At 63.9% G+C, this 12,545-nt stretch carries 14 protein-coding genes; 8 read left to right on the top strand and 6 right to left on the bottom strand.

Annotated elements, in window-relative coordinates; genetic code table 11:
* Positions 1-46 precede the first annotated feature (46 nt).
* The gene (locus tag V1289_RS18375) at positions 47-850 is read left to right on the top strand and encodes an enoyl-CoA hydratase-related protein (RefSeq protein ID WP_334398198.1); all 804 of its coding nucleotides are present in this window, start codon (positions 47-49) and stop codon (positions 848-850) included.
* A 14-nt stretch (positions 851-864) separates the two neighbouring features.
* Here the strand turns inward: V1289_RS18375 and V1289_RS18370 are convergent, their stop codons facing one another.
* Positions 865-1,086 carry a hypothetical protein gene (locus V1289_RS18370; protein WP_334398197.1) on the bottom strand — a complete coding sequence of 74 codons (222 nt, stop codon included), beginning with the start codon at positions 1,084-1,086 and terminating at the stop codon, positions 865-867.
* 154 nt (positions 1,087-1,240) lie between these two features.
* On the opposite strand from V1289_RS18370, the gene V1289_RS18365 reads away from it, so the two are divergent.
* The 4 genes from V1289_RS18365 to V1289_RS18350 all read left to right on the top strand — a co-directional run bounded on the left by V1289_RS18365 (position 1,241) and on the right by V1289_RS18350 (position 5,351).
* Positions 1,241-2,605, top strand: a complete 1,365-nt coding sequence (locus V1289_RS18365; protein ID WP_334398196.1) for an FAD-dependent oxidoreductase — start codon at positions 1,241-1,243, stop codon at positions 2,603-2,605.
* A gap of 21 nt (positions 2,606-2,626) precedes the next feature.
* Positions 2,627-3,631: an ABC transporter substrate-binding protein gene (locus V1289_RS18360; RefSeq protein ID WP_334398195.1), complete on the top strand. Its 1,005-nt coding sequence runs from the start codon at positions 2,627-2,629 to the stop codon at positions 3,629-3,631.
* Between the two features lie 123 nt (positions 3,632-3,754).
* The gene (locus tag V1289_RS18355) at positions 3,755-4,528 is read left to right on the top strand and encodes an ABC transporter ATP-binding protein (protein WP_334398194.1); all 774 of its coding nucleotides are present in this window, start codon (positions 3,755-3,757) and stop codon (positions 4,526-4,528) included.
* The gene (locus V1289_RS18350; protein WP_334398193.1) at positions 4,521-5,351 is read left to right on the top strand and encodes an ABC transporter permease; all 831 of its coding nucleotides are present in this window, start codon (positions 4,521-4,523) and stop codon (positions 5,349-5,351) included. The genes V1289_RS18355 and V1289_RS18350 overlap by 8 nt, the downstream gene beginning before the upstream one ends.
* Positions 5,352-5,444: 93 nt before the next feature.
* Here the strand turns inward: V1289_RS18350 and gtdA are convergent, their stop codons facing one another.
* Positions 5,445-6,485 (bottom strand): gentisate 1,2-dioxygenase, encoded by a 1,041-nt coding sequence (gtdA, locus tag V1289_RS18345; RefSeq protein ID WP_334398192.1) that lies wholly within the window; start codon positions 6,483-6,485, stop codon positions 5,445-5,447.
* 119 nt (positions 6,486-6,604) lie between these two features.
* On the opposite strand from gtdA, the gene maiA reads away from it, so the two are divergent.
* The 3 genes from maiA to V1289_RS18330 are packed head-to-tail and all read left to right on the top strand — an operon-like array spanning position 6,605 to position 8,926.
* Complete coding sequence (maiA, locus tag V1289_RS18340; protein WP_334398191.1) at positions 6,605-7,237, top strand: maleylacetoacetate isomerase; 633 nt, start codon at positions 6,605-6,607, stop codon at positions 7,235-7,237.
* Positions 7,227-7,736, top strand: coding sequence for a MarR family winged helix-turn-helix transcriptional regulator (locus V1289_RS18335; RefSeq protein ID WP_074278010.1), 510 nt, complete (start codon positions 7,227-7,229; stop codon positions 7,734-7,736). Before maiA ends, V1289_RS18335 begins: the two co-directional genes overlap by 11 nt.
* Positions 7,736-8,926 carry a 3-hydroxybenzoate 6-monooxygenase gene (locus tag V1289_RS18330; protein ID WP_334398190.1) on the top strand — a complete coding sequence of 397 codons (1,191 nt, stop codon included), beginning with the start codon at positions 7,736-7,738 and terminating at the stop codon, positions 8,924-8,926. Before V1289_RS18335 ends, V1289_RS18330 begins: the two co-directional genes overlap by 1 nt.
* Positions 8,927-9,066: 140 nt before the next feature.
* On the opposite strand, the gene V1289_RS18325 is transcribed toward V1289_RS18330, so the two are convergent.
* The 4 genes from V1289_RS18325 to V1289_RS18310 form a co-directional block, all read right to left on the bottom strand.
* Entirely contained in the window at positions 9,067-10,680 is a 1,614-nt protein-coding gene (locus tag V1289_RS18325) for a benzoate-CoA ligase family protein (protein ID WP_334398189.1), read from the bottom strand.
* Positions 10,677-11,816 (bottom strand): FAD-dependent monooxygenase, encoded by a 1,140-nt coding sequence (locus V1289_RS18320; protein WP_334398188.1) that lies wholly within the window; start codon positions 11,814-11,816, stop codon positions 10,677-10,679. Before V1289_RS18320 ends, V1289_RS18325 begins: the two co-directional genes overlap by 4 nt.
* Before the next feature lie 100 nt (positions 11,817-11,916).
* The gene (locus tag V1289_RS18315) at positions 11,917-12,129 is read right to left on the bottom strand and encodes a hypothetical protein (RefSeq protein WP_074272734.1); all 213 of its coding nucleotides are present in this window, start codon (positions 12,127-12,129) and stop codon (positions 11,917-11,919) included.
* 131 nt (positions 12,130-12,260) lie between these two features.
* Positions 12,261-12,485, bottom strand: a complete 225-nt coding sequence (locus V1289_RS18310; RefSeq protein WP_334398187.1) for a cysteine rich repeat-containing protein — start codon at positions 12,483-12,485, stop codon at positions 12,261-12,263.
* Positions 12,486-12,545 lie beyond the last annotated feature (60 nt).

Raw genomic sequence — 12,545 nt, 5'->3', positions numbered from 1 at the left:
AGCTGCCCGACCTGACAAACGCAAATAACAAACCAAGGGATCATCCATGTCCGCCAATCCAGTGCTGTGGAACCTCGATGAACGCGGCGTCGCGACGGTCACGCTGAACCGCCCGGAGGTCAACAATGCCTATGATGCCGGCCTGATCGGCGGCGTGCTGCAGGCCATGGACGATCTCGGCAGCAAGCCGAACCTTCGCGTCGTCGTCCTGAAGGGCAATGGCAAGCATTTTCAGGCCGGTGCCGACCTGAAATGGATCAACGGTGTGCGGCCGAAGTCGCCTGAAGAGAATGAGGCGGTCTCTCGCGCCACGTTCGAAGCCGTGCAGCGGCTCAACACGCTGCCGATCCCGACCGTGGCGCTGGTGCAGGGCGGCTGTTTTGGCGGCGGCACCGGAATCATCTCCGCTTGCGACGTGGTGATCGCCGCCGACAATGCGCTGTTCTCGATCACCGAAGTCCGCTGGGGCCTGACGGCTGCGATCATCATTCCGCAACTATGCGACGCCATCGGTGTCCGCCAGGTCCGCCGCTACGCGCTGACCGGCGAACGGTTCGGCGCAGAGGACGCACGCCGCATCGGCCTCGTGCACGAGGTGGTGCCATTAGCGGATCTGGAAACATCAGGCGCCAAAGTCGTCGAGCAATTGCTGGCCAACGGCCCGCAGGCGCTGGCGGAAACCAAGGCGCTGGCGATGGAAAGTTCGTTCGGCGGAATGAGCGTCGAAGACGACGCCTATGCACGCCTGGTCCGGATGCATGCGGCCAAGCGGCAGACATCGGAGGCTTCAGAGGGCCTGGCGTCGTTCGCCGAAAAGCGCGCGGCCAGCTGGGGCGCGAGCAATGCATAATTTCGCGCTGCCGCTCAGCAACCCCGGCAAATGCTGCGCAGGCTTTTGTAAACCGCTTCGTCTTCCTGCCGCATCTGCTGCAGCGATTCCAGCGTCTTCGTGTCGGCGGTGGGTTCGGGCTTGCGCTTGGCGGCCAGCGCAGCTTCCTGACGCGTGTAACAGGCTTCCCGCTCGGCCTTGGCCTGGATGAACCGGCATTGTTCCACCGCCGCCGAGGCGGGAGCGGCGCCGATCAAGAGGCCAAGCAAAATGGATAGAAGGGTACTCAAAACCGTCGGTCTCGTCGCAATTCTGCGTTTCCCTCCTTACTTAGCCTGCCAGCCCCTTGCTCCGATAGCCAAAATCTTCCGCCCGGGGCATGATGGCCGGCACTCCATCCGGGAACCCAATTTGTCCTCCAAAACCATCGAAGAACCCGCACGCCAGATACCGCTGTATGGCGAATATGAAGTCGCCGTCCTCGGCGGCGGACCGGCCGGGATTGCGGCGGCAGTCGCGGCCGCCCGCGCCGGGCGCCGCACGCTGCTGATCGAGCGTTATGGCTTTCTCGGCGGCATGGGCACCGCGGCGGGGGTGACCAATTTCTGCGGGCTGCATGCCAATGTGCATGGCGAGATGCACCGGGTGGTGCAGGGCATCGCCTCCGACCTGCTCGCGCGCATCGACCGTCTCGGCGGGCTCAACGCGCCGCATCTCGTCCTCGGAAAAATTTTTGCGCAGGCCTACGACACTCCCGCCTACAAGATCGCGGCCGACGATCTCTTGGCCGCCCACAAGGTCGACATTCTCTTTCATGCGCTCGGCGCCGGCGTAGTGATGCAGGATGACAGGCGCATCAACGTGCTGATGGTCGAGACCAAGGCCGGCCGTCAGGCGGTGCGCGCCGGCATCTTCATCGATTGCTCCGGCGACGGCGACCTCGCGGCCTGGGCCGGCGCGCCGTTCGAGGTCGGCGATAACAACGGCAGCATGCTGTATCCCTCGATGATGTTCCGCCTCAACGGCATCGATCCGGAACGCGCCGGCGAGGCCTGGCGGACCATTCCTGCGCTGATGGAAAAAGCCGAAGCCGCCGGCACGCACCGTTTTCCGCGCAAGGCCGCGATCGTCCGGCCGCAGCGCCACGGCATCGAATGGCGGGTGAATTTTACCCAGATCGCGCGCGAGGATGGCACCGCCGTCAACGGCCTCGAGCCCGACGATCTCACGCGCGGCGAGATCGACGGCCGCCGCCAGGCGATCCAGGCGTTCGAATTCCTGCGCACCGTGCCGGGCTTCGAAAACTCCTACATCGTCGATCTGCCGCCGCAACTCGGCATCCGCGAAACCCGGCGCGTGGTCGGCGGCTATATGCTCTCGGGCGACGACGTGCTCGGCTGCGCCTCGTTCGAGGATTCCATCGGCGTCAATGGCTGGCCGATGGAGCAGCACGTCGCTGGCGATGTGATCTTCAAGTTCCCGCCGATCCCGGAATCCCGCGGATTCAACGAATTGCCGTATCGCATGCTGGTGCCCGAGGGCGTAGACAACCTGTTGATGGCGGGACGCTGCGCCTCGATGACCCATGACGGCCAGTCGGCCGCGCGCGTTTCCGGCGCCTGCTTTGCGATGGGGGAGGCGGTGGGTGTGGCCGCGGCGCTGGCGCTGTCAGGCAATACGATTCCGCGCGACATCGCGCTGGAAAAGTTGCAACAACAGCTGAAAGAACAGGGTGCCTTTATCGGGCGCGATCAGAATGTGCCGGCCGGCCTGTAAGAAATAAACGGAGGAAACCGGATGAGGAGAATTGTGCGGCTCGCACTGGTGGGCCTGCTGGCGTTGGCGGCGGGCGGGATGGCGCGGGCCGATGATGTCCTGAAGGCAAAGATCGGCGTGCTCCGGCTGTCGTCGTCGGCGCCGGTGTTCATCGCGCAGGACAAGGGCTATTTCCGCGAGGCCGGGCTCGACATCGAATTGAAATTCTTCGATGCGGCGCAGCCGATCGCGGTGGCGACGACCTCGGGCGATGTCGATTTCGGGATCACCGCGTTTACCGCGGGACTGTATAATCTCGCCGGCAAGGGCACGCTGAAGGTGATCGGCGGCATGAGCCGCGAAAGGGCCGGCTACCCCCTGATCGGTTATTTCGCCAGCAACAATGCCTATGCCGCCGGCCTGAAGACGCCCAAGGACCTTGCGGGAAAACGCATCGCGGTGACGCAAGTCGGCTCCAGCTTTCACTATTCGCTCGGCCTGCTCGCCGACAAATACGGTTTCAAACTCTCCGACGTCAAAGTGCTGCCGCTGCAATCGCTGTCGAACGCCGCCGCTGCCCTGAAGGGCGAAACCGTCGATGCCGCTTTGCTGCCGATCTCGACCGCGCGTTCGCTGCTGGATTCGGACGGCGCCAAGTTTTTGGGCTGGGTCGGCGACGAAACGCCGTGGCAGTTGGGCGCGGTGTTCGCATCGCCGAAGACGCTGACCAATAGGGCGCTGGTGACAAAGCTTCTCGCCGCGCTGGTTCGCGCCGACCGTGAATATCACGACGTGATTTTGTCGTCGGTGAAAGACGGCAAGGCAGAGATCAACGAACAGACAAAACCGCTGCTGGAGATCATTGCGAAGTACACCAACCTGCCGCTTGAGCAGGTGGTCGGCAACTGCGCCTACATCGATCCCGACGGCAAGCTCGATGTGAAAAATGTCGACAACCAGATCGCCTGGCTGCAGGAGCAGGGTTTTGTCGACAAGGGATTTACGGCGGACACGATCATCGCCAAGGATTATGTGAAGCCGGATTAGGCCGTCATTGCGAGCGTAGCGAAGCAATCCATAGCGCGGCATAACGGATAGATGGATTGCTTCGTCGCTTCGCTCCTCGCAATGACGGTGTTCGTGACGACGGACTGGAGACGCGATACGAGAATGGACCTGATCGCCGACCATATCAGCCACCGCTTCGGCTCGCTCGAGGTGCTCGACAAGGTGTCGTTCACGGTGCGCTCCGGCGAGGTGGTCGCGATCGTCGGGCCTTCCGGCTGCGGCAAGAGCACGCTGCTGTCGATCCTCGGCGGCTTGCTGCGGCCGAGCGAAGGGCAGGCCGAACTGCGCGGCGCGCCGCCGGCCGACAGTCTCAACCCGCTGACCTTCGTATTCCAGGATTTTGCGCTGCTGCCCTGGTGCACGGTCGAGGAGAACGTCGAATTTCCGCTGGCGCATACCGGGCTGAGTCCAACCGAGCGCCGCGCCGTCATCGACGACGCGCTACGCCGCACCGGGTTGACGGATTTTCGCGGCACCTATCCAAAGCAATTGTCCGGCGGCATGCGTCAGCGCGTCGGTATTGCGCGTGCGCTCGCGGTGCGGCCGGCGATCCTGCTGATGGACGAACCCTTGTCGGCGCTGGATTCGCAGACCCGCGAATTGCTGATGGAGGATTTCATCGGCCTGCTGGCCGATGGCGCGATGGGCGCGGTCTATGTCACGCATAATCTGGAAGAAGCCGTCCGCCTCGCCGACCGCATCGTGGTGCTGTCGCGGCGGCCCGGCCGTGTTCGCGAGGTCGTGACCATTTCGATGACCCGCGACGAGCGCGGCGCGATCGACGCCCGCGGCAAACTGCTGGCGTTGCAGAACGAACTATGGTCGCTGATCCGCGAGGAAGCGATCGACGCCGAGCGCGAGGTCCAGCATGCTTGACCGCGCGTCACAGGATACGCAACAGGACGATTCTGCGGCCAAGCCGCGGCCGGTGGCGTTTCGCGGCGGCGGCTTTGCGCCGGCCGCGGGCCGCTATTCCGGCTGGATCGCGCTGGGGCTGGTGATCGCGCTCTGGCAACTGGCCGGCAGCGCGGGTTGGGTCAATCCGCTGTTCCTGCCGGCGCCGTCGGCGATCGCGGTTGCGATCTACAGGCTCGCGATCTCGGGCGCGCTCTGGCATCATCTGTCCTGGTCGATCATGCGGATCGGAACGGGCTGGGTACTCGGCACCACCGCCGGCGTCATCGTCGGTTTTGCGGTCGGGCTCTCGAGCCTCGCGCGCGGCGTCGGCATCACCTTCATCTCGGCGCTGTTTCCGATTCCAAAGATCGCGCTGCTGCCGCTGTTGATCCTCTGGCTCGGGATCGGCGAGGAGCCGAAGATCGCGACCATCGCGCTCGGCGTGTTCTTCTCCACCGCGATCTCGGTCTATAGCGGCGTCGATGCCGTGCCGCGCAACCTGATCCGGATGGCGCAGAGCTTTAACGTGCCGTTCCATCTGATCGTGCGGCGGGTGATCTGGCCGGGCGCGCTGCCCTCGATCCTCGCGGGCTTTCGCATCACCGCGTCGGTCGCGCTGCTATTGGTGGTCAGCGCCGAGATGATCGGCGCCGAATACGGCATCGGCGCCTTCGTGCTGCAGGCCGGCAATCTGATGCAGACCGATCAGCTGCTCGCCGGCGTCGTGATCCTGTCACTGTTCGGGCTGGCGGTGGGGAAACTGATCAACTTGCTCGAGGTGCGGCTGTTGCACTGGCGGTGAGCGTTCTCCCGTCATTGCGAGGAGCGCAGCGACGAAGCAATCCATACTTTATGTGCGGCCCGATGGATTGCTTCGCTTCGCTCGCAATGACGGTTAAGCGTTCCCGCGGTCTTCGCGGAACAGGTCGAGCTTCTGCTGCACCGGGCGATCGGAGAAGCTGAACAGCACCGAATCCTGATCGGCCTCGTGGGTGACCCACTGCCAGCTCGGCACCACGAACAGGTCGCGCGGGCCCCATTCGAAGGTCTGCTCACCGACCCGGGTGCGGCCCTTACCTTCGATCGCGGCGAACACCGTGGCGTCGGTCGAGCGATAGCGCGCGGTCTTGAATCCCTTCGGGATCAGCTGGATGAAGGTGCCGATGGTCGGCATCGCAAAATCGCCGGTCTCGGGATTGGAGAATTTCAGCTTCAGCCCGTGGCAGGCGTCCCACTCGCCGCTGGTCTTGGCCTGCTCCAGCGCTTCGCGGGTGTAGCTGTAGGGATAGTTGAAGATCGGCGAGGTTTTTGAAGCGCGCTTGCCGTCGACCGGCAGCAGATTGTGGCCGTAGCGGGCAAAGCTGTCGCCGGCGGGCCGGGTGATCTTCTGCTGGTCCTCGTTCGATCCCTCGGCAAAGGACGCATCGAAGAACTGCACCATCGGTATATCGAGCCCATCGAGCCAGAACATCGGCTCGCTGGTTTCGTTGGAATGGTCGTGCCAGGTCATCGACGGCGTGATCACGAAGTCGCCGGGCTCCATCGCGGTCCGCTCGCCGTCGACCGCGGTATAGGCGCCCTTGCCTTCGAGCACGAAACGCAGCGCCGACTGGCTGTGCCGGTGGGCCGGCGCGATATCGCCGGGCACGACCATCTGCACGCCGGCGAACAGCGACGTCGTGATCTTGGACTGGCCGCGCAGGCCGGGGTTTTCCAGCACCAGCACCCGCCGCTCGGCTTCCTTGGCGGTGATCAACTTGCCGGCCTCGGTCATGTAGTCGCGGATCTGGTCGAACTTCCACAGATGCGGCCGGCAGGCGCTGCGCGGCTCCGGCGTGATCAAATCGCCCATCACGTTCCACAGCGCGGAAAGATTTTCGCCGTCGATCTTCTTGTAGAACGCCTCGCGTTCCGGGGTCTTCTGCACGGCTTCCATGGTCGGGCCTCCGCTGTTCTTGTTGGTTCAATTTTATTGACAGTATACTTACAATATGGCTAACGTCAACCAAGCCGATGAAAAATCCAGGCTGACTTGAAATACCAGGGGAGGTTCCGATGAAGCTGCACGGCTATTTCCGCAGCAGCGCGTCTTACCGGGTCAGGATCGCGTTGAATCTCAAGGGGCTGACCACCGAGCACCTCCCGCATCACCTTCGCAAGGGCGAACAATGCGCCCCCGCCTATCTCGCGATCAATCCGCAGGGGCTGGTGCCGACGCTGGAGGACGATGCGGGCACGGTGCTGACCCAGTCGCTTGCCATCATCGAATGGCTCGACGAGACCCACCCCACGCCGCCGCTGCTGCCGAAGGATCCGCTGCGCCGCGCCAAAGTCCGCGCCTTTGCGATGGCGCTGGCCTGCGACACCCACCCGGTGCAGAACCTCAAGGTTCTGGCCCGGCTGCGCCAGCTCGGTCTTGCGGAAGAAAAGGTGACGGAGTGGGCGGCCTGGGCCAACCGCGAGGGGCTTTCGGCCTGCGAAACCCTGATCGCGGCCGAGGCCGGTCCGTTTTGTTTTGGCGACAAGCCTTCCATCGCCGATCTCTGCCTGGTGCCGCAGCTCGCCAATGCGCGGCGCTTCGGCGTCGACGTCTCGGCCTATCCGCGCCTGCTCAAGGCCGAAACCGCCGCCAAAGCCATGAAAGCATTCGCCGATGCCGCGCCGGACCAGCAGCCCGATGCCGAGTAAGACCCCGCCGATCACGATGGATGCGGTCTACGCCGCGCCGGGCTATCTGTTCCGGCGGATGCAGCAGATCGCGGTCGCGATCTTTGTCGAGGAGTGCCGGGCCTTCGACCTGACGCCGGTGCAATATGCGGCGCTGGTCGCGATTCACACCCATCCCGGCATCGACGCGACGCGGCTGTCGGCGGTGATCGCGTTCGATCGCTCGACGCTCGGCAATGTGATCGAGCGGCTGGAAACGAAATCACTGGTCGAGCGCAAACCCGCCCGCGAGGACAAGCGCGTCAAGCTGCTCTACCTCACCAAGTCAGGCGCGGCGCTGCTGCGCGACATCGTGCCGTCGGTCGAGCGGGCGCAGGCGCGGATGCTGCAGCCCCTGAAGCCGGCCGACCGCAAGACCTTGCTGGCGCTGCTGACGCAGCTCGTCGATCTCAACAACGAGGCCTCACGGGTGCCGCTGCGCGCCGAAGACGCGCTCGAACATCTGGGAAAGTCGAACTGATGGCGCCGTCAGACGCACGGCCGGTCCTGATCGCGGGCGGCGGCATCGGCGGCCTCGCCGCAGCGCTTGGGCTGGCGCAAAAGGGCATCCGTTCGGTCCTTTTGGAAAAGGCCGCCGTGCTCGGCGAAATCGGCGCCGGCATCCAGCTTGGGCCGAACGCGTTCCACGCCTTCGACTATCTAGGCGTTGGCGAAGCCGCGCGAAGCATGGCGGTCTATATCGATCAGCTTCGGCTGATGGACGCGCTGACCGCCGAAGAGATCACCCATATCGATCTGCGCGAGGCGTTTCGCGCGCGGTTCGGCAACCCCTATGCGGTGGTGCATCGCGGCGATTTGCACGGCGTGTTCCTGCGCGCCTGCCAGGCCCACGAATTGATCGAGCTGCGCGTCAGCAGCGAGGTTGTCGGCTACGAACAGGACGGCGCGTCGGTGACGGCGCGGCTGGCGAACGGCGAGCGTATTACGGGGCGGCTTCTGATCGGCGCGGATGGGCTGTGGTCCAATATCCGCAAGCAAGTCACTGCGGACGGCCCGCCGCGGGTCTCCGGCCATACCACCTATCGCTCGGTGATCCCGACCGAGCAGATGCCCAAGGATCTGCGCTGGAATGCGGCGACGCTGTGGGCCGGTCCGAAATGCCACATCGTGCATTACCCGCTGTCGGGTTGGAAAGTGTTCAACCTCGTCGTCACCTATCACAACGACGCTCCCGAACCGGTCGCCGGCAAGCCGGTGTCCGAAGACGAGGTCATGAAGGGTTTTACGCACGTGCATGCGCGCGCCAGGGAGATCATTCGCCACGGCAAGAACTGGAAGCTCTGGGTGTTGTGCGACCGCGATCCCACGGAACGCTGGATCGACGGCCGCGTCGCGCTGCTCGGCGACGCCGCGCATCCGATGCTGCAATATTTCGCGCAAGGCGCCTGCCAGGCGATGGAAGACGCGGTGTGCCTGTCGCACATGCTGTCGCAGCATGAGGACTACGCCACCGCGCTCGAAAACTACCGCGCGCAACGTTTCCCGCGCACCGCGCGCGTGCAGTTGCAATCCCGCGCCATCGGCGAGCACATCTATCATCCCGCCGGCGAACACGCCCGCCTCCGCAACGCGATCATGCGCGCAAAGACGTCGGAGGACTATTACGGCCATCTGGCGTGGCTGTATGGCGGGACGGGGCTGGCGGGGTAAAGGCTTCCCGTCATTGCGAGGAGCGAAGCGACGAAGCAATCCATTCTTTCTTTCTGCGGCGCGATGGATTGCTTCGCGGAGCCTGTCATCGGGCGGCGCTTCGCGCCGACCCGTTGGCTCGCAATGACGATCGTAAGACCCTACATCTTCATCAGCGCCTGCCGGTCGATCTTGCCCGTACCCGTCTTCGGCAATTCATCGATGAATTTCACCTCGCGCGGGTATTTGTACGGCAGCAGCTTTGCCTTGACGAAATCCTGCAGCCGCTTGGTCGCCTCGCCGGCTTCGAAGCCGCCGCTGTTCATCACCACCACGGCCTTCAAGGTCATGCGCCGGTCCGGCAACTCGACCGCGAATACCGCGCATTCGCGTACATCCGGGTGTTCGGCGAGGCAAAGCTCGACTTCGAGCGGATAGACCCATTGCCCGGAGATTTTGATCAAATCATCGGCGCGGCCGCGGAAGAAATAAAAACCGTCGGAATCGCGCACAAAGCGGTCGCCGGTATAGATCCATCCGCCGTCGCGGATGGTCTCCGCCGACTTGTCCGGCCGGTTCCAGTACAGCGGCGTATTGGAATCGCCGCGAACCCACAAAATGCCTTCCTCGTCGTCGCCGACCTCGCGGCCGTCCTTGTCCCGCAGCGCAATTTCATAACCGGGGACGCGCAGGCCGGCGGCGCCGAGCTTTTTCTTCTCGGGCCGGTTCGACAGATAGATGTGCAGCGCTTCCGTCGATCCCAGCCCTTCGACGATCTCAAGGCCCGTCAGCGCCTTCCAGCCGTTGAAGACGTCAGCGGAAAGCACCTCGGCGGCGGACAGCGCCATCCGCAGCGACGAGAAATCCGCTAGCGGCGCGCCTTCGGCCTTGGTCAGCGACGTATAGAGCGTCGGCAATCCGAAGAAGACGCTGGGACGGAAGCGCCCGATCGCCTCGAAGACCGCCGCCGGCCTCGGCTGCCCCGGCAGCAGCAGCGTGGCCGCGCCGACCGCGAACGGGAAGGTGATGGAATTGCCGAACCCGTAGGCGAAGAACATTTTTGGCACCGAGAAGCAGATGTCGTCTGGCCCGAGTTTCAGCACGTCGCGCGCGAACGCCGCCTCGCTATAGGCCATGTCGTGCTGCAGATGCACGATGCCCTTCGGTCGTCCGGTCGAGCCGGACGAATACATCCAGAACGCCATCTCGTTGCGGTTTGTGTCGGCCTCGGCGAGGGCGGTGGGGAAATCCTCCAACCACTTGTCCGCGGGGATGGCATGGGGCACGGCGTGTGCGCCCGCGGCGCCGTTGACCACGATCAGGGTGTGCAGCGGCGTATCCTTGCAGGCGATGGCGTCGAAGCGCGAACAGAATTCGGCGTCGGCAACGGCCACGGACGCACCCGCATCCGAAAGATAAAATTGCAACAGATCCGGCGGCGTCAGCGTATTGATCAACAGCGGCACGAATCCTGCGCGCACCGCGCCGAAGAAAGCCGCGGGATAGGCCGGCGTGTCGTCTAGGAACATCAGCACGCGGTCGCCGCGGTTCAGCCCAAGGGATATAAAGCCGTGTCCCCATTGGGCGGCCTCGGCGCAGAGCTGTGCATAGCTGCGCGTGCCGCCCGGACCGGTGAGCGCCAGCCGGTCACCGCGGCCGTGGGACAAATTGTCGAACAGGATGCGGCTGGCGTTGTAGCGGTCGGGGATCGTAAAGCCGATCTCGCGCGCGCCGGCGTTATCCAACGGTACCTGATGGGCGATTTCGTGCGTCATGACCGGCTCCCGATTTTCCTCGCCGCCTCAAAGCGCGCCATGAACAACGGCGACATCGCGCGCAGGCGCGCATCGTCGATCCGCCCGGAGCGGGTGATGTAGCTGTAGGCAAAATCCAGCAAATCAAGCTTCATATGTTCGGGAAAATGCTCGTACCAGTCGGCGCTGGTGCGCGCCGCCGTCACCAGCTTTTTCACGATCGGTTTGCGTTCGGCCTGATAAAGCGCGAGCGCCGCCGGGATGTCCGGCTCGGCTTCCAGCGCCTTGGTCAGCGCGATCGCATCCTCGATCGCCAGCCGCGTTCCCGATCCGATCGAAAAATGCGCTGAATGCAGCGCGTCGCCGATCAGCACCATATTCCCCGACGACCAGTTCTCGTTCCAGATCCAGGGGAAATTGCGCCAGATCGATTTGTTCGACACCAGTCTATGTCCGTCGAGCGTTGCGGCGAATACTTGCTCGCAGGTCGCCTGCGATTGCTCGATGGTCTTGTGTTCAAATCCATAATTCTCCCACGTCGCGGCGTCGCATTCGACCAGGAAGGTGCTCATCGACGGCGAATAGCGATAATGGTGGGCGTTGAAGGTGCCGAGTTCGGTCGCAACAAACGTCTGCGACAGCGTGGCGAAGCGCCTGGTGGTGCCGTACCAGGCGAATTTATTGGTTGAATGCGAAACCGACGCGCCGAAGTCCTGCTCGAAACTGCGGCGCACCAGCGAGTTCAGGCCGTCGGCCGCGACGATCAGGTCGTAACCCCTGAGTTCATCGACCGACTGAATGAGGGTGTCGTATCGCGGCGTGATGCCGGCGTCGCGGACGCGTTGCTGCAGGATGGTCAGCAGCTCGAGCCGCCCGATCGAGGAGAAGCCGACACCGTCGATCTCGACGCTTTGCCCGCGCAAATTGAGCGTGATGTTCTTCCAGCTCTCCATCCTTGGCGCGATCGCATCGACCGTCTCGGGGTCGTCGGCGCGCAGGAATTCGAGCGCCTGCTCGGAGAACACGACGCCAAAGCCCCAGGTCGCGCCGGCAGCGTTCTGCTCGAACAGATCGATGCGGGCGTCCGGGTGGCGCTTTTTCCAGAGATAGGCGAAGTAGAGGCCGCCGGGGCCTCCGCCGAGCACGGCGATACGCACAGTCTTCCTCCCTAATTGACAGTACACTTACAATATGGGTGAGAATAATCGCTGCGCGGCCGGGACGCCAGCGTAAAAATACGGGGAACTGCGTCTTGGGTCAGTAGCAGCGACGTACCTTCACGCCGCCCACCCACACCCAGCGGCAGCCTGCGACAACCGGCTTGCGCACGACGACCGCGCCGCGATATCCGGCGCAGCCGGCGCGGTGGACGCCGCGGGCGCAGACCACCGCATTGGCGTCCGTCGGCCCGACGGTCATGGTCGCACCAAAGGCGATGACGGCGGCGGCGATGAGCAGAAAGTAACGCATGTTGATCTCCCGGACTTGTTCAGGTGGATCACCGGATTTGAACGAAGGTTCGACGGATGCCGTTCGGGCGCTTGCGCGCCGAACTCGTTCGAATTCTCGGCTGGTACCGGCGGCAGCCGTTCAAGGCTGCTCTACTTCTTCTCCGCCGCCTCCAGCACTTTCTTGCAAGCCGGCGTCAGCTTGTCGCTCTCCTTGGCGAGGCAGGCGATAATCCGTCCACCGCCCGGTACGACGCTTTTGCAATATTTTTGGTAGTCGCCCATGCAGGCGTCGCGCTGCGCGGCGGTCAGTTCCTGCGCGAACGCGGTTTGGGAAATGCACAGCACCGTGGCGGCCGTCAGGATAACGCGCAGCATTGGTTTCTTCCTTTCCAGATTGCTGTTGGTCATATCCCGCGCGGGAATCGCGTCGCCGAC

The sequence above is a fragment of the Bradyrhizobium sp. AZCC 2289 genome, from assembly GCF_036924615.1.
In the GTDB taxonomy this organism is placed as follows: Bacteria; Pseudomonadota; Alphaproteobacteria; order Rhizobiales; family Xanthobacteraceae; genus Bradyrhizobium.
This window is presented reverse-complemented; position numbering and strand designations above follow the sequence as displayed.

Bases quoted from the DNA above. Each gene is read 5' to 3' on its own strand.
- V1289_RS18375 (WP_334398198.1), top strand. From the start codon at position 47: ATGTCCGCCAATCCAGTGCTGTGGAACCTCGATGAACGCGGCGTCGCG.
- V1289_RS18315 (WP_074272734.1), bottom strand. From the start codon at position 12,129: ATGCGTTACTTTCTGCTCATCGCCGCCGCCGTCATCGCCTTTGGTGCG.
- V1289_RS18325 (WP_334398189.1), bottom strand. From the start codon at position 10,680: ATGACGCACGAAATCGCCCATCAGGTACCGTTGGATAACGCCGGCGCG.
- maiA (WP_334398191.1), top strand. From the start codon at position 6,605: ATGAAGCTGCACGGCTATTTCCGCAGCAGCGCGTCTTACCGGGTCAGG.
- V1289_RS18330 (WP_334398190.1), top strand. From the start codon at position 7,736: ATGGCGCCGTCAGACGCACGGCCGGTCCTGATCGCGGGCGGCGGCATC.
- V1289_RS18310 (WP_334398187.1), bottom strand. From the start codon at position 12,485: ATGCTGCGCGTTATCCTGACGGCCGCCACGGTGCTGTGCATTTCCCAA.
- gtdA (WP_334398192.1), bottom strand. From the start codon at position 6,485: ATGGAAGCCGTGCAGAAGACCCCGGAACGCGAGGCGTTCTACAAGAAG.
- V1289_RS18335 (WP_074278010.1), top strand. From the start codon at position 7,227: ATGCCGAGTAAGACCCCGCCGATCACGATGGATGCGGTCTACGCCGCG.
- V1289_RS18355 (WP_334398194.1), top strand. From the start codon at position 3,755: ATGGACCTGATCGCCGACCATATCAGCCACCGCTTCGGCTCGCTCGAG.
- V1289_RS18350 (WP_334398193.1), top strand. From the start codon at position 4,521: ATGCTTGACCGCGCGTCACAGGATACGCAACAGGACGATTCTGCGGCC.
- V1289_RS18360 (WP_334398195.1), top strand. From the start codon at position 2,627: ATGAGGAGAATTGTGCGGCTCGCACTGGTGGGCCTGCTGGCGTTGGCG.